The 23,906-nt window shown below is 64.6% G+C and carries 23 protein-coding genes, 1 tRNA gene and 1 pseudogene; 14 read left to right on the top strand and 11 right to left on the bottom strand.

Translation table 11 applies throughout. From position 1 onward, the window contains the following. Positions 1 to 114: 114 nt before the first annotated feature. The 5 genes from HS109_00505 (at position 115) to HS109_00485 (ending at position 4,287) form a co-directional block, all read left to right on the top strand. On the top strand, positions 115 to 1,164 hold the full coding sequence (locus tag HS109_00505; protein MBE7520848.1) for a malate/lactate/ureidoglycolate dehydrogenase: 1,050 nt from the start codon (positions 115 to 117) through the stop codon (positions 1,162 to 1,164). Continuing rightward, complete coding sequence (locus tag HS109_00500) at positions 1,133 to 1,654, top strand: thermonuclease family protein (protein ID MBE7520847.1); 522 nt, start codon at positions 1,133 to 1,135, stop codon at positions 1,652 to 1,654. Before HS109_00505 ends, HS109_00500 begins: the two co-directional genes overlap by 32 nt. Positions 1,655 to 1,725: 71 nt before the next feature. Then, positions 1,726 to 1,801, top strand: a tRNA-Phe gene (locus tag HS109_00495). A 979-nt stretch (positions 1,802 to 2,780) separates the two neighbouring features. Further along, positions 2,781 to 3,050, top strand: coding sequence for a transcriptional regulator (locus HS109_00490; protein MBE7520846.1), 270 nt, complete (start codon positions 2,781 to 2,783; stop codon positions 3,048 to 3,050). Further along, a complete protein-coding gene (locus HS109_00485) occupies positions 3,040 to 4,287 on the top strand; it encodes a type II toxin-antitoxin system HipA family toxin (GenBank protein MBE7520845.1) in 1,248 nt (415 codons plus the stop codon). The genes HS109_00490 and HS109_00485 overlap by 11 nt, the downstream gene beginning before the upstream one ends. Before the next feature lie 286 nt (positions 4,288 to 4,573). Here HS109_00485 and HS109_00480 read toward each other — a convergent pair whose 3' ends face one another. Further along, positions 4,574 to 4,945, bottom strand: a complete 372-nt coding sequence (locus HS109_00480) for a hypothetical protein (protein MBE7520844.1) — start codon at positions 4,943 to 4,945, stop codon at positions 4,574 to 4,576. A 25-nt stretch (positions 4,946 to 4,970) separates the two neighbouring features. On the opposite strand from HS109_00480, the gene HS109_00475 reads away from it, so the two are divergent. After that, positions 4,971 to 6,686: an IS1634 family transposase gene (locus tag HS109_00475; GenBank protein MBE7520843.1), complete on the top strand. Its 1,716-nt coding sequence runs from the start codon at positions 4,971 to 4,973 to the stop codon at positions 6,684 to 6,686. A 71-nt stretch (positions 6,687 to 6,757) separates the two neighbouring features. Here the strand turns inward: HS109_00475 and HS109_00470 are convergent. After that, positions 6,758 to 6,898: pseudogene (locus tag HS109_00470) on the bottom strand (helix-turn-helix domain-containing protein). A 234-nt stretch (positions 6,899 to 7,132) separates the two neighbouring features. Between HS109_00470 and HS109_00465 the strand changes: the two are divergent. After that, positions 7,133 to 7,399, top strand: a complete 267-nt coding sequence (locus HS109_00465) for a type II toxin-antitoxin system ParD family antitoxin (GenBank protein MBE7520842.1) — start codon at positions 7,133 to 7,135, stop codon at positions 7,397 to 7,399. Next, positions 7,400 to 7,699 carry a type II toxin-antitoxin system RelE/ParE family toxin gene (locus HS109_00460; protein ID MBE7520841.1) on the top strand — a complete coding sequence of 100 codons (300 nt, stop codon included), beginning with the start codon at positions 7,400 to 7,402 and terminating at the stop codon, positions 7,697 to 7,699. Positions 7,700 to 8,052: 353 nt separating this feature from the next. Here the strand turns inward: HS109_00460 and HS109_00455 are convergent, their stop codons facing one another. The 7 genes from HS109_00455 to HS109_00425 all read right to left on the bottom strand — a co-directional run bounded on the left by HS109_00455 (position 8,053) and on the right by HS109_00425 (position 15,237). Then, positions 8,053 to 9,030 carry a tripartite tricarboxylate transporter substrate binding protein gene (locus HS109_00455; GenBank protein ID MBE7520840.1) on the bottom strand — a complete coding sequence of 326 codons (978 nt, stop codon included), beginning with the start codon at positions 9,028 to 9,030 and terminating at the stop codon, positions 8,053 to 8,055. 40 nt (positions 9,031 to 9,070) lie between these two features. Then, entirely contained in the window at positions 9,071 to 10,201 is a 1,131-nt protein-coding gene (locus tag HS109_00450; GenBank protein MBE7520839.1) for an SDR family oxidoreductase, read from the bottom strand. A gap of 145 nt (positions 10,202 to 10,346) precedes the next feature. After that, positions 10,347 to 10,562 carry an acetyl-CoA carboxylase biotin carboxyl carrier protein subunit gene (locus HS109_00445; GenBank protein ID MBE7520838.1) on the bottom strand — a complete coding sequence of 72 codons (216 nt, stop codon included), beginning with the start codon at positions 10,560 to 10,562 and terminating at the stop codon, positions 10,347 to 10,349. 31 nt (positions 10,563 to 10,593) lie between these two features. Next, a complete protein-coding gene (locus HS109_00440; protein ID MBE7520837.1) occupies positions 10,594 to 12,126 on the bottom strand; it encodes an acyl-CoA carboxylase subunit beta in 1,533 nt (510 codons plus the stop codon). A gap of 96 nt (positions 12,127 to 12,222) precedes the next feature. Next, positions 12,223 to 14,175 carry an AMP-binding protein gene (locus HS109_00435; protein ID MBE7520836.1) on the bottom strand — a complete coding sequence of 651 codons (1,953 nt, stop codon included), beginning with the start codon at positions 14,173 to 14,175 and terminating at the stop codon, positions 12,223 to 12,225. 13 nt (positions 14,176 to 14,188) lie between these two features. Next, entirely contained in the window at positions 14,189 to 14,488 is a 300-nt protein-coding gene (locus HS109_00430) for a Dabb family protein (protein ID MBE7520835.1), read from the bottom strand. A gap of 14 nt (positions 14,489 to 14,502) precedes the next feature. Continuing rightward, on the bottom strand, positions 14,503 to 15,237 hold the full coding sequence (locus tag HS109_00425; GenBank protein MBE7520834.1) for an SDR family oxidoreductase: 735 nt from the start codon (positions 15,235 to 15,237) through the stop codon (positions 14,503 to 14,505). A 154-nt stretch (positions 15,238 to 15,391) separates the two neighbouring features. Between HS109_00425 and HS109_00420 the strand changes: the two genes are divergently transcribed. From HS109_00420 to HS109_00395, 6 genes are all read left to right on the top strand, one after another. After that, positions 15,392 to 15,985 carry a biotin transporter BioY gene (locus tag HS109_00420; protein MBE7520833.1) on the top strand — a complete coding sequence of 198 codons (594 nt, stop codon included), beginning with the start codon at positions 15,392 to 15,394 and terminating at the stop codon, positions 15,983 to 15,985. A 534-nt stretch (positions 15,986 to 16,519) separates the two neighbouring features. Continuing rightward, positions 16,520 to 17,329, top strand: coding sequence for an ABC transporter ATP-binding protein (locus HS109_00415; protein ID MBE7520832.1), 810 nt, complete (start codon positions 16,520 to 16,522; stop codon positions 17,327 to 17,329). Continuing rightward, the gene (locus HS109_00410) at positions 17,326 to 18,183 is read left to right on the top strand and encodes an ABC transporter permease (protein ID MBE7520831.1); all 858 of its coding nucleotides are present in this window, start codon (positions 17,326 to 17,328) and stop codon (positions 18,181 to 18,183) included. Before HS109_00415 ends, HS109_00410 begins: the two co-directional genes overlap by 4 nt. An 8-nt stretch (positions 18,184 to 18,191) precedes the next feature. Next, positions 18,192 to 19,295, top strand: coding sequence for an ABC transporter substrate-binding protein (locus tag HS109_00405; protein ID MBE7520830.1), 1,104 nt, complete (start codon positions 18,192 to 18,194; stop codon positions 19,293 to 19,295). Beyond that, positions 19,292 to 20,080, top strand: coding sequence for a glucose 1-dehydrogenase (locus HS109_00400; GenBank protein ID MBE7520829.1), 789 nt, complete (start codon positions 19,292 to 19,294; stop codon positions 20,078 to 20,080). The genes HS109_00405 and HS109_00400 overlap by 4 nt, the downstream gene beginning before the upstream one ends. Before the next feature lie 54 nt (positions 20,081 to 20,134). Beyond that, entirely contained in the window at positions 20,135 to 20,917 is a 783-nt protein-coding gene (locus HS109_00395) for an amidohydrolase (protein ID MBE7520828.1), read from the top strand. Positions 20,918 to 20,978: 61 nt separating this feature from the next. Here the strand turns inward: HS109_00395 and HS109_00390 are convergent, their stop codons facing one another. Both HS109_00390 and HS109_00385 read right to left on the bottom strand, forming a co-directional pair. After that, the gene (locus HS109_00390) at positions 20,979 to 22,115 is read right to left on the bottom strand and encodes an NADH:flavin oxidoreductase (GenBank protein ID MBE7520827.1); all 1,137 of its coding nucleotides are present in this window, start codon (positions 22,113 to 22,115) and stop codon (positions 20,979 to 20,981) included. Between the two features lie 24 nt (positions 22,116 to 22,139). Beyond that, positions 22,140 to 23,006 (bottom strand): amidohydrolase, encoded by an 867-nt coding sequence (locus HS109_00385; protein ID MBE7520826.1) that lies wholly within the window; start codon positions 23,004 to 23,006, stop codon positions 22,140 to 22,142. Positions 23,007 to 23,906 lie beyond the last annotated feature (900 nt).

The raw sequence follows: 23,906 nt of genomic DNA, 5'->3' as shown, positions 1-23,906 counted from the left end.
CACTATAGCGCGGGCGCCGCCGTGCGCAATCCCCGCCTGCGGAGGCGTGCTGCGCCGCTATAATCGGCGCTCGTTCGAAGACGCCGTCGGCCGCGACGGGTGCGCGCTCCCCGCATGAAGACCGTTCTCTCCTCGAAGCTCGTCGATCTCGTCGCCGCGATCATGCAAGGCGCCGGCTGTGCGCAGGATGAGGCGCGCACGGTCGCGCTGCGGCTCGTCGATTCCAACCTCGTCGGCCACGATTCGCACGGCGTGCTGCGCGTCGCGAAGTACCTGGAATGGGTGCGCGACGGGACGCTCCGGCCCAACACGCCGCCGACGATCGTGTTCGACAGCGACACGATGGCGATCGTCGACGGCAACCGCGGCTTCGGGCAGGTGACCGGCGAGACGGCGACGCGGCTCGGCATCGCGAAGGCGAAGGAGAAGGGCATCGCGATGGTGGGGCTTCGCAACTGCGGACACCTGGGACGGCTCGGCGACTGGGCGGAGATGGCGGCGGAGGCGGGGCAGGTGTCGCTGCACTTCCTCAACACCTCGGGCGCGCAGCGCGTCGCGCCGTTCGGCGGCAGCGACCGCAGGCTGTCGACCAATCCGATGGCGATCGGCGTGCCGGTCGAAGGCGGCGCGCCGGTGATCCTCGACATCACGACGTCGACGGTCGCGGAAGGCAAGCTGATGGTCGCGATGAACAAGGGCGACCGCGTGCCCGAGGGCTGGATCGTCGACAGGGACGGGCGCCCGACGACCGATCCGAAGGATTTCTACGACGGCGGCGCCCTCCTCACGATCGGCGCGCACAAGGGCTCGGGGCTGTCGATCCTCACCGACCTCCTCGCCGGCGCGGTAACGACCGGACGCAGCTCGGATCCCGAGGACACGATCCTGTGCAACAACATGCTGTCGATCTTCATCGACCCGTCGGTCTACGACCGCGACGGCGTCGTGCTCGCGGAGGCGCACAGGTTCGTCGAATGGGTCAAGGCGTCGCCACCCGCGAAGCCGGGAGAGAGCGTCCTCGCGCCCGGCGACGTCGAGCGGCGCACGCGCGAGACGCGACGCCGGCAGGGCGTCCCGCTCGACGACAAGACCTGGCAGGATCTCCTCGATGCCGCGCGCTCCGTGGGCATCGATGCAGCACGCGCGGCCGCGTTCGTGGCCTGACGCGCGGGCCCTCGCGCTCGCGTTCGCCGCCGTCGCGGCGCTCGCGGCCGCGCCGTCGCTCGCCGAGTTCACCGGACGCGTCGTCTCGGTCGCGGACGGCGACACGCTGACGGTGCGCGACGGCAACCGCGACGTGCACGTGCGACTCTGGGGCATCGACGCGCCCGAACGCGGCCAGCCGTGGTCAAAGCGCTCTCGTGAAGCCCTCGCCGCGCGCGTTCTGCGGCGCGACGTCACGGTGGAGGAGCGCGGGAAGGACAGTTACGGCCGCATACTCGCGCGCGTTCGGGTCGAAGGTGCCGACGTGGCAGACGCGCAGGTTCGCGACGGCTGGGCGTGGGTGTTCCGCCGCTACACCGACGACGCCGCGCTCATGGCCTTCGAAGCTGAAGCGCGCGCAGCGCGACGGGGCCTCTGGGCGAGCCCGGACCCCGAGCCGCCTTGGCGCTACCGCGAGCGCGTGCGCAGTGCCGGCGCGGTTGCGCGTTGACCTCCCGGGTGCCGGGCGGGGGCAACCGAGGTCCGGCCGGCGCCGCCGACCCCTGCTATAATCCACCGTTCGGCCAAGTAGCTCAGTTGGTAGAGCAGAGGACTGAAAATCCTTGTGTCGGTGGTTCAATTCCGCCCTTGGCCACCATCTTCATTTTCCCTAGTGTAATCATTCACTTGGGAAATTCAGGCAACCGTTTGGCCATGCCGGAATCGAGCCTTTCCGCGGGCTTTTCTGGCAATTTTCTGGCAAATCCGCTGCGTGGCGTTTCGTCCGACTGCGGTCCACTGCGCATCATTGCGTAGCGGAACGCGGAATGGCGATACCCGCCGGCACGCGTGCCGCGCGGATAAAGGCGTTGCCTAGACGCGACTCCCAACCAGGGAGTTGCAAGTGTCGAAACCGTATCGCGAAGGCCGCGGCTGGTCGATCCGCCGGCGTGTGCGCGGCCATGCCGTCTACGTGTCCGGCTGCAGGAGCGCCGCCGAGGCACGCGCCGAACTCGACCGTCGTCTCGCCGCGCTCGAGGGCGCCGGCAGGCCGGCCGGGGCAGGTCCAGCGCGCACGACGCTGGCGCAGGGGCTACAAGCGTGGGCCATGGAGCGGCTGCCGTTCATGAAAGCGGCAGCGCAAGACGCCGACCGGATCAATCGATACTTGCGCGCCGGTGGAGTCGCCGTGCTCAAGGTCTCGCCGTGTTCCGGGCCCTCGCAGGCCGCCGCGGGCACACCGGTGCGACGGCACGTCGTGACGCCGGATGTGCTGCCGGCAGACCGGCCCATTCCGCCTGGGCTAACGGCGCACCGGGCGCGACAGGCGAATGAGACCGCGGAGGCGGAACGGCTTCGTGCCGTGCTCATGCGCATGCCGGTAGCCCCCGGGAGCGTACCGGTGGCACGAATCAGTTCGAGACGTCCGTCATTCCCTCAACTGGCTCCTGTACGCCGATCAGCGACTGGCTCCATTACGGCGATCACGCCGTGGCTCCCGTATGCCGATCACGCGCTGGTTCCTATATGCCGATCACCGATTGGCTCCAATATGCCGATCGCTGACACCAACGGATGGCGCTCACTGGCTACCTATAGGTTGCCAGGTAGTCGGTATTTTGATATAATTGATCCCTATGGGGTACCAAATACGCCTACCGGATGAGCTTGGCCGCCAGTTGCAGGAGCGCCGCAAAGCGCTTCGGCTGAGCAAACGTGAGCTCGTCAAGAGGTCTGGAAAGGCCCGCAAGGTTATTGACCACCTCGAACTTGGCCAGGAGGCGACAGTGTCCTCGCTGCTGGCAGTGCTGGGCGCATTGGGGCTGGCGTTGACTGTGGAGCCTGCCGGCTTGCCTACAGCCGAGGAGGTCGCTCGCCGTTTCGAGGAAGACACCGATGCTTCCTGAAAAAGTGCGCCTCCTCGACGTCGCCATTGGCGACACTGAGCGTGCAGGACAACTCATCAAGGGCGCCAGTTACGAGTTTCGTTACGTCACCCCTGAGCCCGAGCAGCCGCCAGTCGCGTTGCTCATGCCGCCGGCGCAAAAACTCACTTGGGAAGACACCGCGCTGTTCGCCCCCATGGACCAGAACCTGCCTGAGGGTGACCTGTACGCGCGAATTCGCGACCTGTTTCCCAAGCAGCCGCTAACGCCCATGCATTTGCTGGCGCTGGTGGGTCGAAACGGCATTGGCCGCCTGGGCTACAGTCTGCCGGGTGTGCCTGATGTAGTCGCACCCCGGGTCCTGACCCAGGAGGAGTTGCTGCGGACGCGCTACTCGCCTGAGATGTTCGCGGAGTTGGTCGCCGCGTATCTAAGCAGCGGCATTGGCATATCAGGCGTGCAGCCGAAAATCATGGTTCCAGGCCGAGTGACGATACCCATCCCGTCACTCATCGTGAAAGCGGGCAGCCCTGAGTACCCGCACCTGGCCGTCAACGAATACCTTTGCCTGGACGCGGCGCGACGCGCCGACATCGCCGTGCCCTCATTCGCCTTGTCCGACGACGGGCAACTGCTCATCATTGAAAGGTTTGACTTGGCGACCCGCGATAACGACCAAGTCGAGCGGCTGGGATTCGAGGACATCGCAGCGCTTGCAGGACTGCGTGTGCGCGACATCCACTCCGACCGCAAGTATCAGGGTAGCTACCAGCGCGTCGCAGAGCTGCTACGTCAGCTGCAGTTGCACAGCGACAACATGAAGCGGTTCTTTGGGCAGGTCGCCTTTTCCATCATGGTCGGCAATGGCGATGCGCATCTCAAGAACTTCGGGGTCTTGTATCGCTCCCCTGCGGATGTGTGGCTGGCGCCCATGTTCGATGTGGTGACCACAACCGTTTACAAATACAGGAGATATCCCGGCGGCCCGGAGCTGGTGGACCATACGCTGGCATTGAAGCTATTCGCAGGAAAGCACTCCAAGGCGTATCCATCGGCGGACCAGCTGCACGATTTCGGGCGCCGCATCTGTGGCGTGACCCAGCCCAGCCGCATGCTCGAGAACATCGCAGACGCCATGCGCGAGACTCTGCTCGCGGCCAAGGGTGACGAGCGCGTGCCCAAAGAATTCCTGGCAACAATTGAGACCGCGTGGGGTAGTGGGTTGAGCTATGCGTCCCGACTTCGAGGCCCCTGTTAGCTCGCCCGGTGAATCGCTCGATCTCCCGCTGCGTCGCACCCTGCGCGAGCAGCGTGCGGAGCGTGGTCAACAATTCCGGCTTCAAGACGTTCACTCCTTCCCCCTTACGATGGTGAGGAGCAACGGTAACGTCCCGCCGCGCGGCGCCCCGATCAGGCGCCGCTTTGCTCGATCAGGTGGAGGAATTTGGGGTGGCCACGAGTGGAGGAGTTTGGGTGGCCGCCGGGCTTACATTCCGCACATCGGCAGACGCATTTCTCGGTAATTTCCCGATCGCACGTCGGAGTCAGTGATCGCGAGGTTGTTCGGCTTCGATGAGTCGCGCGGATTCTCTCTCCCATTCGCGTAGCAGTTTCTTGAGCTTGCGGTAGTTGGCGATCGCCAGGCGCATGAGGCGGGCCTGCTCGGCCGAGAGGCGGCGACGCACGAGCTTGCCGTCCTGCATGTACCCCCAGTCGTAGTACGGCCCGTGGCGAGCTGCCAGGTCGGTGGCGCAGCGACAGCCAGCCTTGCCGCAGCGGCTCAGATGTTCGTAGAGCGTGCCGGTGCACAGGTAGTCGATCGTGCCGACGGCAGCGCGAATCTTCTCGATGCGTTGCCGCGACCGTCTGGCCTGGGTGGCGAGGGATCGCTTGGATGGGGGGCTTGACTTGGTCATGTCTGGCGATAATACTATCGTCAGGTTGAAGAAACCACAAGTCTACCCGCCCGAACGCTTCGCCCTGAACAGCGAGCGACTGGGACCGCTACCCCTGGTCAATCACTTCCTCGAGCGCATGGGGTTGCCGGCGCTGCTCGAGAAGTTCGTGCCCACCGCCGATCGACGCCGTGCCGTCAGCCACGCGCAGGCACTCGGCGTGCTGCTGCGCTCGATCCTGGTCGAGCGCGAGCCCGTCTACCGCCAGCAGGAGACCGTGCACGGCTTTGCGCCGGGGTGCTTCGGCATCGACGCGGCGCAGATGGTGCGGCTGACCGACGACCGCATTGGGCGCGCGCTCGATCGGCTCTTCGACGCCGACCGTGGAGCCCTGCTCACCGCGGTGGTGGTCGCAGTGGGGCAGCGCTTCGGGGTGACCTTCGAGCGGCTGCACAACGACTCGACCTCGATCGCCTTCTGCGGCCAGTACCGGGCGGCGACCGGCCGCGAGCTGCGCGGGCGCACCGCACCGGCGATCGCCTTCGGCTTTTCCAAGGACCACCGCCCGGATTTGCGCCAGCTGCTGTTCATCCTCACCGTCACCGCCGAGGGGGTTCCGGCGTCGTTTCGCTGCGCCGACGGCAATACCAGCGACTCGGTCACCCACGTCCAGACCTGGGAGGCATTGCGGGCGGTGGCCGGCCGTGCCGACTTCCTGTATGTCGCCGATTCCAAGCTGTGCTCCTACGAGAACATGCGTCACATCGATGCCGCGGGCGGGCGTTTCGTTACCGTGATGCCACGCAGCCGCCAGGAGGATGCACGCTTTCGCCAGTGGATCCAGACCCATGACCCGGCCTGGGAACAAGTCTGGGATCGGCCGAATACTCGGCACCGTGACGGACCACGGGACTGCTGGTACGTCTACCGCCAACCGTTGCCCTCGATGGAGGTCTGGCCGATCACCTGGGTGTGGAGCACGCTGCTCACGCTGCACCAGCGTGCCCGACGCGACCGCCAGCTCGCCGCGGCCAGCGAAGCGCTCGAACAGTTGCACCGGCGCCTGATCGCAACCCGCGCGCGGCTGCGGGGTGCTGCCGAGATCGATCAGCGCGTGGCCGAGATCCTCGAGCAGTACCGGGTCACCCGCTACCTCAAGGTCAAACGCGTGGTGCGCGAGGAGCACAGCTTCAAGCAGGTCCGCCGTGGTCGTCCTGGCCCCGACACCGCGTACCGCAAGATCACCCGCCGGCGCTTCGACATCGAATGGTCGATCGACGCCGCCGCCGTGGCCTACGACCAGAAGAGCGATGGCATGTATCCGTTGCTCAGCAACGACCGGACCCTCACCCCCGCCCAAGTGCTCGAGGCCCACAAGGGCCAGCCCACCATCGAGAAGCGTTTCGAGCAGGTGAAGACCGTGCACGAGATCGCCCCGATCTTCCTCAAGAACGAAGGGCGCATCGAGGCCCTGTTCACGCTGTACTTCCTGGCCCTGCTCGTGCAGGCGCTCATCGAGCGTGAATTACGCGGCGCGATGCGCCACGAGGTGATCGCCGAGCTACCGCTGTATCCGGAGCAGCGTCAATGTCGGCGGCCTACCACCGAGCAGGTGCTGCGCCTGTTCAGCCTCGCCCAACGCCACCGCCTGTTGCGCGACGGCCAAACCGTCCAGACCTTTGACGCCGACCTCACCGACCTGCAGCGCCAAGTCCTCGCGTTGCTCGGAGTTCCCGCACACGCCTACCGCGTCTGCGCGTGACGCCCCAGCCTTCCGGCCTCGCCTCCGGAAATTCACTCCAATTGCGTCCGCCGATGTGCGGAATGTAAGGCCGGGGCCACCCCCTCCGCCGCCTTCAGCCACCGGCGTACCGTCTTGCGCGTCAACCCGGTGCGGCGCTCGATCTCCGACAGCGACAGCCCGTCTCGGAAGTACATGCGCCGAATTGTTCCCAGATCCTTCATGGTGATCATCTCCTTTGAGCCCTGCTCAAACATCGAGCCGGGGAGGTTAATCACCCTGGGTCATTTTCGCCGCGCACTACCTCCGAAAACGGGGTACTTTCATTCGCGCATCAACAGCAGGGGTTGTCGGGTCGGAAAACGCGTTTCCGGCAGGAGCGCTCGGCCGCGGGCCCGGGCCGCGAATGTCCAGCTTTGACATTTCTTGATATAATGCGCCCTGTCTTGACTCGAGGACGAGCACCCATGGGAATGAACGTCAACCTGACACCGCAGCTGGAAGAACTTGTCCGCTCTAAGGTGGCCTCCGGCCTTTACACGTCGGCCAGCGAAGTCGTGCGCGAGGCGCTGCGCTTAATGGATGAGCAGGATCGACTCAGGGAGGCTAAGCTCGAACAGTTGCGCAGCGATGTCCGCCAAGGGTTGGCCAGCGGGCCGAGCGAAACCTGGAATGCTGGATCGGTCAAGAGCAAAGCGCGCACCCGACGAGCTTCCAAGCCAACGACTGCTTAGATGCCGCAGGTAACGCGGCGGCCTCTTGCAGAGACCGACATCCTCGAAATCTGGGATTTCATCGCCGACGACAGTCTTGCCGCCGCAGATCGCTGGGTGGATCACCTCGACGAGCAGTTCCGGGTGCTGGCGACGCAGCCGATGATGGGCCGTGCCCGCGACGAACTGGCGCCGGGCGTGCGCAGTTTTCCGTTCGGGCGCTACGTTGTTTTCTACGTGCCGCTTGATGTCGGGATCGATGTCGTCCGGGTGCTGCACGGTGCGCGAGACATCGACGCAGTCTTCAATCCAGAGCAGTAAGCGAACGTCTTCGCGAACTCATGCGCCTGCACCGCGCCGATCTGTAGCAGTGACGAGAACACAGAATCGGAGGCGGGGGTAACTTTGGGGGTAACTCCGAAAGTCGAATTGGCTGAAAGCCAATATCCACGCGGGTTTGCAGGCGGAATGCGAGTGTGCCCTTGCCACCATCTTCCCTTCCCCAGTGCGATCAGGCACTTGGGATTCGCGCCCCGTGGATGATCGGGCCGGAATCGACTTCCGCAGCGGCGTTTTTGGCAGTCATCCGGCATTTCCGCGGCGTGAGAGCGCGAAGCCGCCCCCGAGATGGGGTCGATGCGGCGCTACGGGCCGCTTGGGCCGCGGCCCGGCCGTCAGTCCAGCTTGATGCCCGCAGTGCGAATGATCGTTCCCCACTTGGCGATCTCCTCCTTCAGGAACGCGCTCGTGGCGGCGGGCGATGCCGGCTTCGGTTCCATCCCGTTCGACGTGATGAATTCGCGCACTTCCGGACTGCTCAATGCCTTGTAGAAGACGCCAGCGAGGCGCCCGGCGATCGGATCCGGCAGCTTCGCAGGTGCCATGAACATCACCCAACCGCGAATGTCGTAGTCGCGTACCCCCGACTCGAGCATCGTCGGAACGTCGGGAAACGCGGGAATTCGTTCCGCGCACGTGGTCGCCAGAGGTCTGAGCTTGCCTGCGCGAATGAACGGCTGGGCGTTGCCCACGGCCTCGAAGGACATGTCCAGGCGCCCGGCCATCAGTTCGTTCAGGATCTGGGGGCCTCCCTTGAACGGGACATTCGTGATCTTGGTGCCGGTCGTGATCGTGAACCATTCCCCGGCGAGGTGGCCTGCCGTTCCAACGCCGGGCGAACCGTAGTTGAGTTGCCCCGGCCTCCGCTTCGCCTCGGCGATGAGTTCAGCGAGCGAATGGATGCTGGACTGCGAACTCACCACCAGCAGGTTGCACGAGTAGTAGCCCATCGACAGCGGGGTGAAGTCCGCGACCGGATCGTACGGCAGCTTGTACAGCGTCGCGTTGACCGCGAGATTGGCCGTGGTCCCCATGAACAGCGTGTAGCCGTCGGCGGGCTGCTTGGCGACGTAGTCCGCGCCGATGTTCCCGCCCGCGCCGACGCGATTGTCGATGACGACGGGCTGGCCGAGGTCCCGGCTCACCACCTCGGCGACCTTGCGCCCGACCAGATCGGTGATCGTTCCGGCCGGGAACGGCACGACGAGCCGAACGGGCCGATCCGGATACGCCGGGGCCGGCGTCTGCGCTGCGGCGATCGAACAGAAGGTCATCGCAGCCAGGAGTCGGCAGGCGAACGCGGTCCAGTTCATGTTTGTCCTCCAGTCTCACGGCTACATCGCCGTGGGGTTCTCAGGTGGCGTCGAAGCCTCCGTCCACGGCGAGCACCGATCCGGTGATGAACGCCGCGTGGCCGGAAAGCAGGAACACGGCTGCGCCGACCAGGTCTTCCGGTTGCCCGAACCGATTGAGCGGCACGCGCGAGAGCGTCTTCGCAACGCGGTCGGGATCGCCGCGCGTATGCCTCGTGAGCGCGGTTTCGATCGGACCCGGCGCAATGGCGTTGACGCGGATGCCGCGATCCGCGAGTTCCACCGCCCATCCGCGCGTCATCTGCGTCACGGCGGCTTTGGAGCTCTGGTAGGCGGTATTCATCCCGCGGCCCGAGCGCGCAGCGACGGAACTCATGTTGAGAATCGCCCCTCGGGTGGCCTCGAGGTGGCGCAGAAACGCGGCGGTGACGTTGAACACGCCGCCGGCGTTCACCGCCCAGGTCTTGTCCCACGCCGCGTCGATGCCGTCGGCCCCCAGCCGGCTCGGAATGGCGACGCCCGCGTTGTTGACGAGAGCGGAAATCCGCTGCTGCGCCAGGTCCCGGGCGAGCGTTCGACAGGCCGCCCGATCCGCGACGTCCAGCACGTGACCTCGCGCCGAACCACCTTGCCGGGCGATGGTCGACACGACTTCGTCCAATGAGGAGGCGTCGATGTCGACGGCGATGACGGCAGCCCCGGCGCGAGCGATTCCCAACGCGAGAGCCCGGCCGATGCCGCTGGCGGCGCCGGTGACGAGCACGCATTCGCCGGAAAGGCTCAGCACCAGCCCCCTTGCATCCGGTCTGCGATCGATCGCCGTTCTCTCCTCGACGATGAACGTCGTGATCGTGCCGAGGTGCGCGAGCCCGTCCGCCTGCATCACCCTGGCGTGCGGCGACGCATAGAGTTCGTCCATGCTCTCCCGGTCGGCGAACCACAGTTCGGCAATGCCATCGACCTCCGGACCTTGATATCCGGCCGGCAGCGGGCGATTCGGATCCGGATTGCGGTCGACGAACCGTTCCTTGTGGACGACGTTGTCCTGTACGTAGCGCAGCACGTTCGGGTGCTCCGAGACGAGCGGCCCGTGCACCTCGTTCCAGTGCTCGAGGAACGCTTCCCGGGACATGCCGGGCTTGCGCGTGATCAGGGCGATTCGCTTGAGCATGGCGCTCCTTGCCGCTCGAGGATCCGGGGCCGCGCCCGACCGGGCGACGGAACGGCGACGCTCGCCGGAAACACGACGGCGAGGCGAATCCCGCGGCGGATCCTCGGGCGACCTCGCGCCGAAGGCTCCGATCGCCGTCGATCCGCTATTTGATCTCGACGAGCACCTGATCGAGTTCGACGAGGTCGCCGACGTTGCAGCGGACGGCGCTCACGACGCCCGAAGCGCCGCTTTCGATCGGCACCTCCATCTTCATCGATTCGATGACGATGACCACGGTTTCCGGCGAAACGCTGTCGCCGGCCGCGCAGTCGACGCGTACGACAGTACCCATCATCGGTGCAAGTACCTGGTGCGACATGATGTCCGCTTTCGGTGAGTTGGTCGGTGCGCTACACCGGGTACACGGCGTTGCGTCGGTCGATGCGCGGCACTTCGCGCCGCGAGTAGATCTCGAATCGACGGATGAGCTCGTCGCGCAGCGCGTCGGGTTCCACGATGGCTTCGAACGAGAACCGGTCGGCCGGATCGAACGGATTGATGTCCTTCGCGTAGGCGTCGCGCTTTTCCTGGATGAACGCGGCGCGTTCGCCTTCGGGCAATGCCTGGATCTGGTTGTAGTGGATCGCGTTGACGGCGGCCTCGGGACCCATCAGCGCCGGCATCGCGCCGGGGAGCGCCAGCTGGGCGTCCGGCTGGGTGGGTGTGCCGGACATCGCGAGATATCCGCCACCGTAACCCTTCCTGACCATCACCGCAATCCGGGGCACGCGCGCTTCGCAGACCGCCGTCAGGAGCTTGGCCCCGTGGCGGATGATGCCGGCGCGTTCCACCGCGCTGCCGATCATGTAGCCGCTGATGTCCTGGAGGAACAGCAGCGGGATGTTGAACGCGTTGCACATCCAGATGAAGCGCGCGCCCTTGTCGGACGAGTCGTTGAACAGCACGCCGCCCTTGTGGAGCGAGTTGTTCGCGACGATGCCGACGCTGCGCCCGCCGATGCGGGCGAGGCCGGTGCACAGCTCGCGCGCGAAGAGTTCCTTCAGCTCGAAGAAGGAGCCGGCGTCGACGAGCGTGCGGATCAGCTTGCGCACGTCGTAGGCGGTGTTCTGGCTCGCGGGTATCACGCTCGACGGTTTCGGTCCGTCCTCGGGCTCCCGGGGCTCCGTGATCGGAGGCGCCGACTCGAAATGCTCCGGGAAGTATCCGAGATAGGCGCGCGCGCGTTCGATTGCCTCGTCTTCGGTCTGGACGAGGAGGTCGCCGAGACCGCTCGTCGTGCAGTGCATCCGGGCACCGCCCATCTGCTCCTCGGTGACGTCTTCGCCGGTCGCCATCTTGGCGAGGCGCGGCGAGCCGAGGTAGGCGGTGGCGTTCTTGTCGACCATGAAGGTGTTGTCGCAGAGCGCGGGCACGTACGCCGATCCCGCGGGCGAGGGGCCGAACATCAGGCAGAGCTGCGGGACCACGCCCGAGAACTGCACCTGGTTGTAGAAGATGTTGCCCCAGGCGCGCCGGCCGAGATAGCAGTCGAACTGGTCGTCGATGCGCGCGCCGGCGGAGTCGACGAAGTAGACGATCGGCATGCGATTGCGCGCCGCGAGTTCCTGCATCTGCGTGATCTTGACGAAGGTCGTGTAGCCCCAGGTCCCCGCCTTGACCGTCATGTCGTTGGCGATCACCGCGACCGGGCGGCCGCCGACCGTGCCGACGCAGGTGACCACGGCGTCGCCGGGCAGTCCGCGGCGAACGCCGGCGAGCAGGCCGTCCTCGACCAGCGTTCCGGCGTCGAAGAACCGGGCGAGACGATCGCGCACGAGATGCTTCCCGCTCGCGACGTGGCGCGCTCGGGCCTGTTCGCTGCCGCCCGCGAGCGCCTTCTCGACGTGTTCCGCGAGCGTGACTGGAAGCTTGGAGTGGGTCATCGCATGTCCTCGTCCGGGGGCGGATCCGAGAGTAAACGAACTAACGTTAGTACGTCAAGTACCGCCGCGTCGCAGGGCGCGCGACGACGTCCGAGGTCAGACCGGGCCCTTGCGCGCAGCGCGCTCAATCGCGTTCAGCGACTCCGGATTGAGCAATCCGGAAAGATCTCCGGTGGGTTCTTCGAGCAGGACTGAGCGGACCAGTCGACGCATGATCTTCATCGTTCGTGTCTTCGGCAGGTCGTCGACGAAGACGATCCGCTTCGGCCGGAACGATGCGCCGAGCGCCGCGGCGACGGATTCCGTCAGTTCCGCGACGAGGCGTGCATCGGCCGTCACGCTCTTCGACGGCACGCACACGCAGACCACGGCCGAGCCCTTGAGCGGGTCCGGCAGGCCGACCGCGGCCGCTTCCGCGATCTTCCCGGTCGCGAGCAGCGCCGCTTCGACCTCGGCGGGACCGGTGCGCTTCCCGGCGACCTTGATCGTGTCGTCGGAGCGGCCGTGGATGAACCATGCGCCATCCGCGTCGATCGAGGCGAAGTCGCCGTGGACCCAGAGTCCCGGAATCTTGCGCCAGTACGAGTCGAGATAGCGCTCGGGATCGCGCCAGAAGCCGCGCGTCAAGCCGATCGACGGCACCGAGAGCGCGAGTTCGCCCACCTGCCCCGTGGTGACGCGATGTCCGGCCTCGTCGACGACGATCGCGCCCATGCCGGGAATCGGTCCGGCGAACGCGCACGGCTTCACGTCCTGGTGCAGCATCGTGCCGGCGACGATGCCGCCACCGATCTCGGTTCCGCCGGAGTAGTTGAGCAGCGGGACCTTGCCCTTGCCCACGCGCGCGCGAAACCACTCCCACGCCTCCGGCGTCCACGGCTCGCCGGTCGCGGCCGTGACGCGCAGCGTCGACAGGTCGCAACCGTCGAGGACGTCCGTGGGGTGCTGCATGAACGCGCGCACCATCGTCGGCGCGACGCCGAGGAACGTCACGCGATGGGACTGCACGAGCCGCCACAGCCGCCCGTGATCCGGATAGTCGGGAACACCTTCGGCCAGCACGAGCGTGGCGCCGACCAGCGGTGCGGCCACCGCCAGGATCGGCCCGGTGAGCCATCCCATGTCGCTCATCCAGAGCAGCCGGTCGCCCGGCGAGAGGTCGAGGATGATGCCGAAATCCAGCGCCACCTTGGTCATGAAGCCGCAGTGCGAGTGGACCGTTCCCTTCGGCTTGCCCGTCGTGCCGGAGGTGTAGACGATCATCGCCGTCGTCTCGGCCGGCAGTTCCGCCGCCGGCGCCTCGGCGCGGTCCGCGACCAGGGCCCGCCACGACGTGAAACGCCCGTCGGAGGGCCAACGGCCCTGCCCCTCGTCGCGCTCGGCCACGATCACGTGGCGCAGCGAAGGAATCGACGGCAACGCCTCCGCCACGACGTCGACCATGCCGATCGACTTGCCGCGGCGAAGCGTCCGGTCGGCGGTGAACAGGAAACGCGCCTCGGCGTCGGCAAGACGCTCCGCGAGCGCGTGCGCCCCGAAGCCGGAGAAGAGCGGCAGCGCGATCGCGCCGATGCGCGTGATCGCGAGGAAGGCCGCGACCGTTTCGGGCACCATCGGCATGTAGAGCCCGACGACGTCGCCGCGTCGACAACCCAGTTCCTGAAGGCCCGCGGCGGCGCGCGCGGAGAGCGAGGCGAGTTCCGCGTAGCTCAGCTCTCGCCGCTCGCCCGCTTCGCCTTCCCACACGATCGCCTGATGCGCGGAGCGCCCGGCCGCGAGCGTGCGATCCAGGCAGTTGTAGGCGATGTTCGTCGTGCCGCCCTGGCACCACTCCGCCCACTCCGGCCCGCGCGACACATCCAGCACGCGATCGAAGTTCCGGAAGAATCGCAGGCCGTGAAAATCCATCACGGCCGGCCAGAACCATTCCGGATCGGCATCGGCGCGACGGCACAGCGACTCGTAGTCGGCGATGCCGTGACGCAGCATGAACTCCGCCAGACGACTGCCTCCATCGCCAGGCGTCCCCTGCGGCGAGCGGGTCGTCATCTCTCGTGTCCGATCATGGTTGGGCATCGTCGAGATCGGCGACGACGATGCGCTCGATGAACGGCGTCATGTACGCCTTCATCTCCTGGTGCAGCGGCGACACCTGGTAGGCGTCGTGGTCGGCGCCAGTCGCGAACGTCGCGAGAATCACGTGCGTCAGGCCGTCGCTGCGGGACGCCGCATTCGGCCGGTAGACGTACCGTTCGAGGCCGGGCGTCGTGCGTCGCAGCCGCTCGGAGTACTGCTCGACCCGGTCGTGGAACGCGCGGTCCGCGGCGGACGAGAACTTCATGAGTACGACGTGATGGAACACGGACGTCTCCCGGCCTAGGAAGAAGGAAGGACCATGAGGTCGGAGATCGTCACGTGAGGCGGCTGTTCGACGGCGAAGACCACCATGCGCGCGACGTCCGCCGGTTCGAGCGCCGACGGGAACTTGCCGTAGAACTCGTCTGCCTTCGCCTTGTCGCCGCCCCATCTCGCCTCGGCGAACTCGGTGCGCGTGAGACCGGGGATGACCTGCGTCACGCGCACGCCCTTGCCGCGATAGTCCGCGAGAATCGCCTTGCTGAAGCCGTTGATGCCGAACTTGCTCGCCGTGTAGGCGGCGCCGCCGGCGTGCGCTTCGAAGCCGAAGATGGAGCCCACGTTGACCACATGGCCGCGCCCCCGCTCGACCATGCCCCGGACGACGGCGTGCGTCACCCGCATGGTGCCGAGCAGGTTGGTCTCGACGACGTTCGCCCACTCGTCCATCTCGCCGCGGTCGAATCGACGCCGTCCGCCCACGTCGTGGCCGGCGCAGTTCACGAGCACGGCGAGGTTCCGGCTCGGCGCAGGGAGTCGCTCCACCAGCGATGTCGCCGAGGCGGGATCCCGGAGATCGAGTTCGATCGCAACGGCCCGGTTCCCGAGATCGCGGGCGAGTTCGGCGAGCCGGTCGACGCGGCGGGCCGCGCAGACGACGCCGAAGCCGCGCTCGGCGAGTGCCTCCGCCACCGCCCGGCCGATGCCGCTGCTCGCCCCGGTCACCAGTGCCCATTCATCGCCGTTCGCGTTCATTCGCTCCTCCGTCGACCGATGGTATACTAACTAACGTACGTTCGCATATTATAGGCACGATCCCCGCCGCGGCGCAAGGCAGCCGCGTGCCGGGGCAGGTGGTTGCCTTGCCGTGCCGTCGGAACGCGGCCCGATCCTTTCCAGGAGATCCACGATGCTCGCAAACCTCCCCACTGCCGCGCCGCTGCCGCCTTCGCAGGCGGTGGCCGGACGCACGCTCCATGCGCAAGTCCTGCTGGTCGGAATTGCCGTCGCCTTGCTGACGCTCTCCGCGAAGATCCAGATCGCGTGGTGGCCGGTGCCGATGACGCTGCAAACCTATGTCGTGCTCGTCATTGGAATGACCTATGGGACTCGCCTCGGGCTCGCCGCCATCGTCTCCTATGTGGTCGCTGGGGCACTTGGCCTACCCGTGTTCGCGGGCACGCCCGAGAAGGGCGTAGGCCTCGCCTACATCGCGGGTCCGACGGGCGGCTATCTTGCCGGCTTCATCGCCTCGGTCGTGGTCTGCGGGAAGCTCGCGGACAAGGGGTGGACCTCGAGGTTCTGGCCCCGCATCGCTACGCTCGTCCTCGGCCACGCGACGATTTTCGTCTTCGGCATCGTCTGGCTCGGAAATTTCGTGGGAGCCGAACGCGCTGTTGCCCTGGGTTTCGTTCCGTTCATCGGCGCCACGATCGCCAAGACACTGCTCGCCGTCGTGACCGTTCCCGCTGCGCGAAGGTTGGTGGCGCGGAGCGGGGGGTAGGCCCCCTTGCGGGCAAGGGCAACGACGCAATCGGCGCAAACGGCAAGTCAGGCACTTTCGATTCCTCCGTTGCAGCCCACCGGCCACGATGGAGCGATGTCAATGCACACGTTGACCGGCCGCGGAGACAGGTCACTCCCCGGGGTACCGCGCAGGCAAACCGGCGCCACTTGACAGACTAACGTTAGTTAGTCTATGGTGGATCCTGATTCGATGGGCGGAGTACGCGAGCGGTCTGCGGGATTGCGCCGAGATTGATCCGATGGGTACGCGCGTTGCATTGACTTCGAGCACATCCGCCACCGGGACGACCAGCGACGCTTTGACGCCAGGGCGAGTTCCGCGGCGGAACATTCCACGTGCCGCAAACCGTCCCCGCCTTGGCATGCGAGACCTGATGGAGCCATACCGCGCACATCCATGCACCATCAAAGTTGCTGAGAACCACCCCCTGGGGTTCTCCCGAAGCTTCCCGGCGCGGTTCCGAGGTTGACGCGCGTCTCCAGCGATTCTTTGCGGATTACAGAGGTGACGATGGCTAACCAGCAAGGCCAAGCGTCGGATGGCAGCGCGGCTATCCAAGTCGACCGCGTCGAGCAGGAATTCGTGGATCGCTCGGGAAGAGTGGTGCGGGCATTGGAGGAAACGTCATTCTCCGTCCCCCGGGGCCAGTTCCTGGCCGTAATCGGGCCGAGTGGGTGTGGAAAGACCACCGTGCTCAACATGCTCGCAGGCTTGCTGAGACCGACCATGGGGTCGGTTCGAATCCATGGTGAGTCTGTCGTCAGGCCACGCCGCGACGTAGGTTATGTATCCGCTCGCGATGGGTTGTTGCCATGGCGAGCAACTCGACGCAACGTCGCGCTCGGTCTGGAACTTCGGGGAATGCCTCGCGCGGAGCGTTTGCGTCGGGCTGACGAACTGCTATCGATCGTGGGGCTCACGGGCTTCGAGGTCGCCTATCGATCTCAACTTTCGCAGGGTATGCGGCAACGCGCAGCAATCGCGCGGACATTGGCAATCGACCCGCAAGTACTGCTCATGGATGAGCCGTTCGCGGCACTGGACGCTCAAACCAAGATCATCCTTCAGCAACAGTTCGCCAAGATCTGGGAGAACGATCGAAAGACCGTCATGCTCGTGACGCATGACATCGAGGAGGCGGTACTGCTGGCGGACAGAGTAATCGTCTTCTCGGCTCGACCTGGACGAATCCTGGTCGACCAGAACGTCGACCTCCCCAGACCACGCGACATCGAATCCCTCCGCTTCGAGCCGCGGTTCCGGGACTTGACTCATGAGCTCTGGAACGCACTGCGGTCCAGCATTGCGAGGTTGTCATGACTTCTCTGCCTGCTCGCGGTGACTCGGTCATCGAACTGACCCCCGCCAACACTCAGGAGATCCCCGCTCGCCGCGGCCAAGGCGGCATGCAGTCCAAAGCAGGGCATCGCACTCTCGTGTTCGGGTTGAGGCTGCTTGCGTTGGTCGTGGCCTTGATTTGCTGGGAGTTGGTGGTTCGAGTCGGACTCATTCCGGAGTTCTACATTTCGCGACCGTACAACGTCCTCCTCTTTCTGATCGGCTATGTAACCGGTCCGCAGTTCGTGCCCGATTCCATGACTACGATACGCGAAACCTTGGCGGGATTCGTGTTGGGCTCGACGTTCGGAATCCTTGGCGGCTTGTTGCTGGGCCGATTCACGTTGCTGGAGCTGGTGGCACGTCCGTACGTGGCGGCGATTCAATCCCTCCCCAAGGTTGCGCTTGCACCCATGTTCATCCTCTGGTTCGGCCTGGGGTCTCAATCCAAGATCTTCCTGGGTGCGGTGGTTGTCTTCTTCATTGTCCTCGTGAGCACGGAGGCCGGGGTTCGTGCAGTCGAGCGGGACATACTCATGACAACCAGGGCATTGGCGGCGACGAATCGTCAGTTGTACCTCAAGGTCGTGCTTCCAGGATCACTGCCGTCCGTTTTTGCGGGACTTCGCCTCGGCGCGGTGTACGCCCTGCTCGCATCCATCGTCGGCCAAATGATTGCTGCACGTGAGGGTTGGGGTCTGCGCATTACCTACTACTCCCAGACGTTCGAGGCTGCGGGCGTTTTCAGCATCCTGATCATCATCGGTGTCTTCGCCAGTGCCTTTGGAGGGATCCTGATCTACGCTGAAAGGCGACTGTTGCGTTGGCAAGACTAGCCTCGACCATGCCAACCATTTTCAACACAGGAGGAACAATGTCGAGAATGCGTTCCGAACCAACTCCGTCCAATCACGGCGCCCGGATCCTTGCAACGCTGGTGGCAGTAGGGGCGTTGCTGCTGGGATTCACGTCTGCCGCTCTCAGTCAGGCGCCCGCTGCAACGAAGAAGTTCGTCGTTGCGGTCTACCCGGGGTTGTTCCTCGAGTTGCCTGTTTACGCTGCCAAAAATGCTGGAATCTTCACCAAGCATGGTCTCGACGCAGAAATCGTGCTGATTTCCGGGGGGCCGAACCAAGCGGCGGCGGTAACAAGCGGCGACGCTGACGCGTTTGCATTCCCCGTCAACTCGATCTTGCCGCTGCGGTCCAAGGGGCAGATGTTTACGGGAATCGTGAACCTCCAGGGGCCCGCGATTTACACGGTCTTCGGTGAGATCGATGCGGTGGCAAAGTGCCCAACTGCGCGTGATCCCTACCCCGGGCCGATGAAATGTCTCAAAGGCCAGACTGTTGGAGTAGCGCAACTCGGTGGTGATTCCTTTGTAGTTTTCATGACAATGCTGAAGGACGCCGGGTTGGAGCAGAAGGATCTCAATCTGGTTGCCGTCGGCGCATCTTCGAACTTGGCCACGGCATTTCGGGCTGGAAGGATCAAGTTTGCCATTGGCGTCGAGCCTGCACCCACGATGCTCGAGAGTTCCCTTGGCCTGACCGTGCCTCTCGTGTCGCTGATGGGCAAGGACGTCTCCGGAAGCTTCTCGCCGTGGGTCGGTGAAACCTTCTGGGGATTCCAGACGGTGATGAAGAAGGATCCGGACAAGTTCATGCGCTTCAAGAACTCGATCGTCGAAGCAATCAAGTGGATCCACGACCCGAGCAACAGAGCGAAGGTTCAGGCCATCATGCAGAAGGACATGGGATTTGACGAGAAGACCGCCCGTTCGTTGGCGGAAAAGCAACTCGGCACGTTCTCGTCAACCATGGATTGCAAAGGATTCGACAAGGCAAAGGCCTTTGCAGTTACCACCGGGGCGTTGTCGGCGGAGAACAAGGAGACATGCAAGGACGTCATGTGGAGCGAGTCTCAAGACCTCCTGGAGAACAAGTGAAGGGAGGGCGAAATCGCTTCGTCGGCAGGAACGTGGTTGTCACCGGAGCCGTTGGCGGGATAGGACTGTCGACTCTTCGGATGTTCGCCAACGAGGGTGCAAACGTGGCAGCGCTCGATCGCGACGGGCGGGCGGCAGGAGAAGCTGCCCGCGCGGCGATCGGTTCGACCGGAGTACGCGGCCACGGGTTCGGTATCGACGTGGCCTCATCGGCGTCGGTCGAAAGCACGATGGGGGACGTTGTCGGGACATTGGGGCGAATCGATGTCCTGGTCAACGCGGCCGGCGTCACCAGTCGAGTTGACTTCTTCGATGTCACCGAGGCCGAATGGGACCGGGTGATGGACATCAATCTCAAGGGCACGTTCCTGGTAAGTCAGTACTGCGCCCGGTTGATGCGAGACCAACGTTCCGGCGTCATCGTCAATGTGGCGTCGGTCGCTGCAGAAGTCATCAGACGTGAAGGGTTCTGCGTGTACCCAGCCAGCAAAGCAGGGGTACAGGCGCTGACCAAGGCCATGGCGGCCGCGATGGGCGCCTATGACGTGCGAGTCAACGCCGTCGGGCCGGGACCGATTCGCACCGCGATGACCGCGGATCGCAGGGCTACGCCTGAAGGAGAAGCGTCGCTGCTCGATGGGGTCATCAGCCGTCGAATCGGAGCCCCTGAAGATGTCGCCAGCGCGATTCTGTTCCTGGCCTCCGACGAAGCTGCGTTCATCACCGGTACGACGTTGTTCGTTGATGGGGGCATTCTGGTAGGCACGACCGTTGGATCAAGGTGAATCTCCATGTCGAATGTCATTGATTTCCGGGCCAGGCCGAATACTGAACCATTCATGGGCATCTACAACTCGCCCGATCGCGATCCATGGCGGAAGTTTCGAACAGCGCGACCCCCTACCGAATCGCTGCCGGCGTACGTCTCGCACCTGAAGGCGGCTGGAATTGCGGTCGGGGTCTTCACCGGCCGGCAGGGAGTGTTGGCAGGGAGTCACCCGATCTCGAATGACTACATTGCGTCCTGCATAGACAGCAATCGGGATGCAATCCGCGGTTTCGGCGGCATTGATCCGCGCAATACGGCTTCAGCGATTGCCGAGATCGATCGATGCGTCAAGGTGCTGGGACTTTCCGGAATTGCCCTGGACCCGCCATCCGCGTTGATCGGGAATGGTCCCACTTGGGACGACGAGCAACTCATGTTCCCGATCTACGAACGAGCCAGCGACCTGGGCGTGCCCGTCGTGTTGACCATGGGCCCCATTGTCGGACGTCATGGATCCCCGATTGCCGTGGATCGCGTCGCGGTGGCGTTCCCATCGCTGCAAATCGTCTGCTCGCACGGAGTCTGGCCGCAGACCACCGAGTTGATTGCGCTTGCGTTTCGCCGAACCAACGTAGTCCTGGAGACGTCGATCTACATTGCCTACCCGGGGGCGGCGAGCCTGATTGCAGAAGCCGCGAATTCGATCATTCCCGAGCAGATCGTCTATGCGAGCGCCTATCCCTTTACGCCGCTCGAAGGAATCGAGCGCTTCCGCAAGATCGGCCTCACCGATTCCGCGCTCGAGGCGGTCTGCTACGGCAACGCTGCTCGCATCCTCAAGATGGACGCGTAAGCGTGCCCGGGCGGATAGTCGATTGCGGCGGGCCTTTCGCGGCCGACTACAAGTACGCCGACTAGAAGTACGATTCCAAGTTCGCCTTCGTGAACGGCTCTATTCGGGACATTTGATTGGAGCGCACCTTCTTTGCCCAGTCGGGGTCGGCAATGAGCGCTCGGCCGATGGCGACAAGATCGAAGGCCCCGCGCTGCAGGTGCTCCAGCACGCGATCAACGCCGACCACTTCTGCCGCGATATTGGCAGTGTCGCGAAACAGGCGCGACTCGTGAGGTCGGTCAAGGCCTACGCTTCCGACCGCGATCACCGGTTTGCCTGAGAGCCGCCGCGTCCATTCCGCCAGCGTTGCCTCCGATCCGGGAAATGCCGGTTCCCAGAATCGCCTCGTACTTACGTGGAAGCAGTCGACACCTGCTCCTACCAGGGGGAGCAGAATCTCGGAGAGCTCTTGGGGCGTCGCCGCAATCTGGGCGGAGTAGTCGCTCGACTTCCACTGAGAGAAGCGGAACACCACCGGGAAATCGCGCGAAACAGCGTTTCGGATTGCGCCAACCGTCTCAACGGCGAATCTGACGCGATTCGCCAGCGGGCCACCGTACTCATCATGGCGCGTGTTCGTCTGGCGCCAAAAGAACTGATCCAGGAGGTAGCCGTGTGCGCCGTGCACTTCTACACCGTCGAAGCCCAATCGCTCCGCATTCGCAGCCGCGCGCGCATAGGACTCGACGACCGCCGCGATATCGGCCTTCGTCAGCGCGCGAACAACCTGGGTGCCGTTCTCCCAGATTGATATCGGCCCGCATCCAGGAACGGTCGGATCAGGTTCGACACCGGGGCGTCGCACGGAGCCAACATGCCACAACTGGGGGAACATGCGCGCTCCGGCCTCGTGAACGGCGCCAAGGACCCGCGACCATGCGTGCAGCGCTTCGTCACCATGGAACGCGGGAACGCCTGGATGCGCATTGGCCGCAGGGTGGTCGATGTAGGTCCCCTCAGAAATGATGAGTCCAACTCCGCCGTCGGCCCTGCGCCGGTAGTAGTCGATGACATGTTCGTTCGGGACTCCGCCTGGGGACCGCCTGCGGGTCATCGGCGCCATGACGATTCTATTGCGCAACTCGACTCCACCCAGTTTGAACGCGTGGAACAGCCAATCCAAGCCGGCAGTGCCTCCTGGGCCAGGGATTGTCATTTCGTCAATCATCGCCATGTTCTCTCAGTGCTTGGCCAGCTCAATGCCCAGCAATCTCAGCGCATTCGTTCCCAAGCAGCGCTGTCGAATCTCGTCGGTTGCGAACTCGAGTTCTCGAAACTGACGAACGCTTTGCCCAAGCGGCCGAACGGGGTAGCTGCTCGCAAAGAGCAACCGGTGGCTCAAGAAGGAGTTCGCGGAACGGAGGTACTGTTCCGCGCCCGGGATATTCGGAAGATGCATGTAGAAGTCGGGCACCAGGTAAACATTCGTGCACTGAAAGGCGACTGCGCACATCTCCGTGGTCCACGGCCATCCTCCATGAGGGACCGTAATCTTGAGGTTCGGGAACTTTCGCGCGACTCTTTGGATATGCACGGGCATTGAGAAGGTCATGTCGTCCCCGATGTACATGCTGCTCGTCAACGACAAGATCAGTTCCGCTTTCTCAACCGCCTCATAGACAGGAAAGAGAGTTTCGTCGTCGTCGTAGCGCTTCCAATATCCGTTGTCCATGGCGACGCCGCGCAAGCCGAGATCCACGATTCGCTCGATTTCGCGAACTGACGCGGCAGGATCGGCGCTCCCGACTGCACCGAAGCCGATGAATCGTTTCGGGTACAGGCGCACCAATTCGGCGACCTCTTCGTTTGGCACCGAGCCGTAAGGCGCGGGAGCTTGACGTCCCATCAGGACGCCCAGCGACAGTCCAGCTTGTTCGAACTCCTCCATGAACGCGGTCATGGACTTCTCGCGGAAGGAGCGGTAAGGCTCGATGCCGATCTGGAGACCCGAGATCGTCACCGGATCGGGATTCGGATTCCGTGGGCGGTACAGGAAGCTGTCGAGGAAGCTCTTGAATGGAGGGCGGACACGAAAGTCGATGATCATCGCGTTTGGCTTCCTTCAGACTGGTCAGTTCCTTGCTGCTGGGCAACTCCGAATCATGCTCGGAGCCTTACAAGTACTTTGGGCACGCAAAGGCGGGAGATTGCCCCGTCGATCATTGTTCTCGATCCCATCCGTACCGGTCGGCGACGTTCTGATGGAGTGAGGTGTATTCGGTGAGATGCGCGCCGACGGTGCGGAGTGTAAACGAACTAACGTTAGTCTGTCAAGATTGCCCCTGCGCCCAGCAGCGACTTGGCCGCGAAGGCCCGGTCAAATGGAAACTCTGCGGACATCCGCCCCACCCGGCTCCACGGTGTCCGCCGAACGGTCGGCGCGATTCCTCGGACGAGAAGTGCCCGCGTCCGAGGCCGATGGGAACGCGTGCCGATCCCTCGAACGTGGGCGGACCTGCGGCCGTCGACTCGCGCAAGGGCGTCGGGTCAGATCGCTTGACAGACTAACGTTAGTTCGTTTAGTGTTCGTCGCGAACCACAGGGAGAGAGGCGATGGGCCATCAGCCTTGTCGATCGACGACCGCCGAGCGCACTTGGAAGACGCTCGCAGCTGGTGTCGTGCAGGCCGGAGCATGCCGTGTTGCGAGCGTCGGGCGCTCCGTACGCGAGCGCCTCGCTCAGCGCTCCGGGGCGGCAAATCCCATCCCAGTCGAACTGCCCGCCGGTTCTCCAGTCCTCGGCGCCGAGGCTGAGGTCCACCACTACTGCAGGCGCTTCCCGGGATTGACGATGCGGCGTCGCGAATCTCCCCGGCGTTCGCACTTCGCGTCCGCGCGCCGGTTCACGCCGTCCAACTGCCGCCGCCTAACAGACGTTCATGCCGCCGGCCGCGTCGGCCGTCGCAGGCAGGGCGACGTTCGCGAATCCACAATCCGAGTTCGCACCT

The sequence above is a fragment of the Burkholderiales bacterium genome (assembly GCA_015075645.1).
In the GTDB taxonomy this organism is placed as follows: Bacteria; Pseudomonadota; Gammaproteobacteria; order Burkholderiales; family Casimicrobiaceae; genus VBCG01.
The sequence above is the reverse complement of the archived record's forward strand: the minus strand, read 5'-3'. Positions and strand labels throughout refer to the sequence as shown.

Bases quoted from the DNA above. Each gene is read 5' to 3' on its own strand.
- HS109_00505 (MBE7520848.1), top strand. From the start codon at position 115: ATGAAGACCGTTCTCTCCTCGAAGCTCGTCGATCTCGTCGCCGCGATC.
- HS109_00500 (MBE7520847.1), top strand. From the start codon at position 1,133: ATGCAGCACGCGCGGCCGCGTTCGTGGCCTGACGCGCGGGCCCTCGCG.
- HS109_00490 (MBE7520846.1), top strand. From the start codon at position 2,781: ATGGGGTACCAAATACGCCTACCGGATGAGCTTGGCCGCCAGTTGCAG.
- HS109_00485 (MBE7520845.1), top strand. From the start codon at position 3,040: ATGCTTCCTGAAAAAGTGCGCCTCCTCGACGTCGCCATTGGCGACACT.
- HS109_00480 (MBE7520844.1), bottom strand. From the start codon at position 4,945: ATGACCAAGTCAAGCCCCCCATCCAAGCGATCCCTCGCCACCCAGGCC.
- HS109_00465 (MBE7520842.1), top strand. From the start codon at position 7,133: ATGGGAATGAACGTCAACCTGACACCGCAGCTGGAAGAACTTGTCCGC.
- HS109_00460 (MBE7520841.1), top strand. From the start codon at position 7,400: ATGCCGCAGGTAACGCGGCGGCCTCTTGCAGAGACCGACATCCTCGAA.
- HS109_00455 (MBE7520840.1), bottom strand. From the start codon at position 9,030: ATGAACTGGACCGCGTTCGCCTGCCGACTCCTGGCTGCGATGACCTTC.
- HS109_00450 (MBE7520839.1), bottom strand. From the start codon at position 10,201: ATGCTCAAGCGAATCGCCCTGATCACGCGCAAGCCCGGCATGTCCCGG.
- HS109_00445 (MBE7520838.1), bottom strand. From the start codon at position 10,562: ATGTCGCACCAGGTACTTGCACCGATGATGGGTACTGTCGTACGCGTC.
- HS109_00440 (MBE7520837.1), bottom strand. From the start codon at position 12,126: ATGACCCACTCCAAGCTTCCAGTCACGCTCGCGGAACACGTCGAGAAG.
- HS109_00435 (MBE7520836.1), bottom strand. From the start codon at position 14,175: ATGACGACCCGCTCGCCGCAGGGGACGCCTGGCGATGGAGGCAGTCGT.
- HS109_00425 (MBE7520834.1), bottom strand. From the start codon at position 15,237: ATGAACGCGAACGGCGATGAATGGGCACTGGTGACCGGGGCGAGCAGC.
- HS109_00420 (MBE7520833.1), top strand. From the start codon at position 15,392: ATGCTCGCAAACCTCCCCACTGCCGCGCCGCTGCCGCCTTCGCAGGCG.
- HS109_00415 (MBE7520832.1), top strand. From the start codon at position 16,520: ATGGCTAACCAGCAAGGCCAAGCGTCGGATGGCAGCGCGGCTATCCAA.
- HS109_00410 (MBE7520831.1), top strand. From the start codon at position 17,326: ATGACTTCTCTGCCTGCTCGCGGTGACTCGGTCATCGAACTGACCCCC.
- HS109_00405 (MBE7520830.1), top strand. From the start codon at position 18,192: ATGCCAACCATTTTCAACACAGGAGGAACAATGTCGAGAATGCGTTCC.
- HS109_00395 (MBE7520828.1), top strand. From the start codon at position 20,135: ATGGGCATCTACAACTCGCCCGATCGCGATCCATGGCGGAAGTTTCGA.
- HS109_00390 (MBE7520827.1), bottom strand. From the start codon at position 22,115: ATGACAATCCCTGGCCCAGGAGGCACTGCCGGCTTGGATTGGCTGTTC.
- HS109_00385 (MBE7520826.1), bottom strand. From the start codon at position 23,006: ATGATCATCGACTTTCGTGTCCGCCCTCCATTCAAGAGCTTCCTCGAC.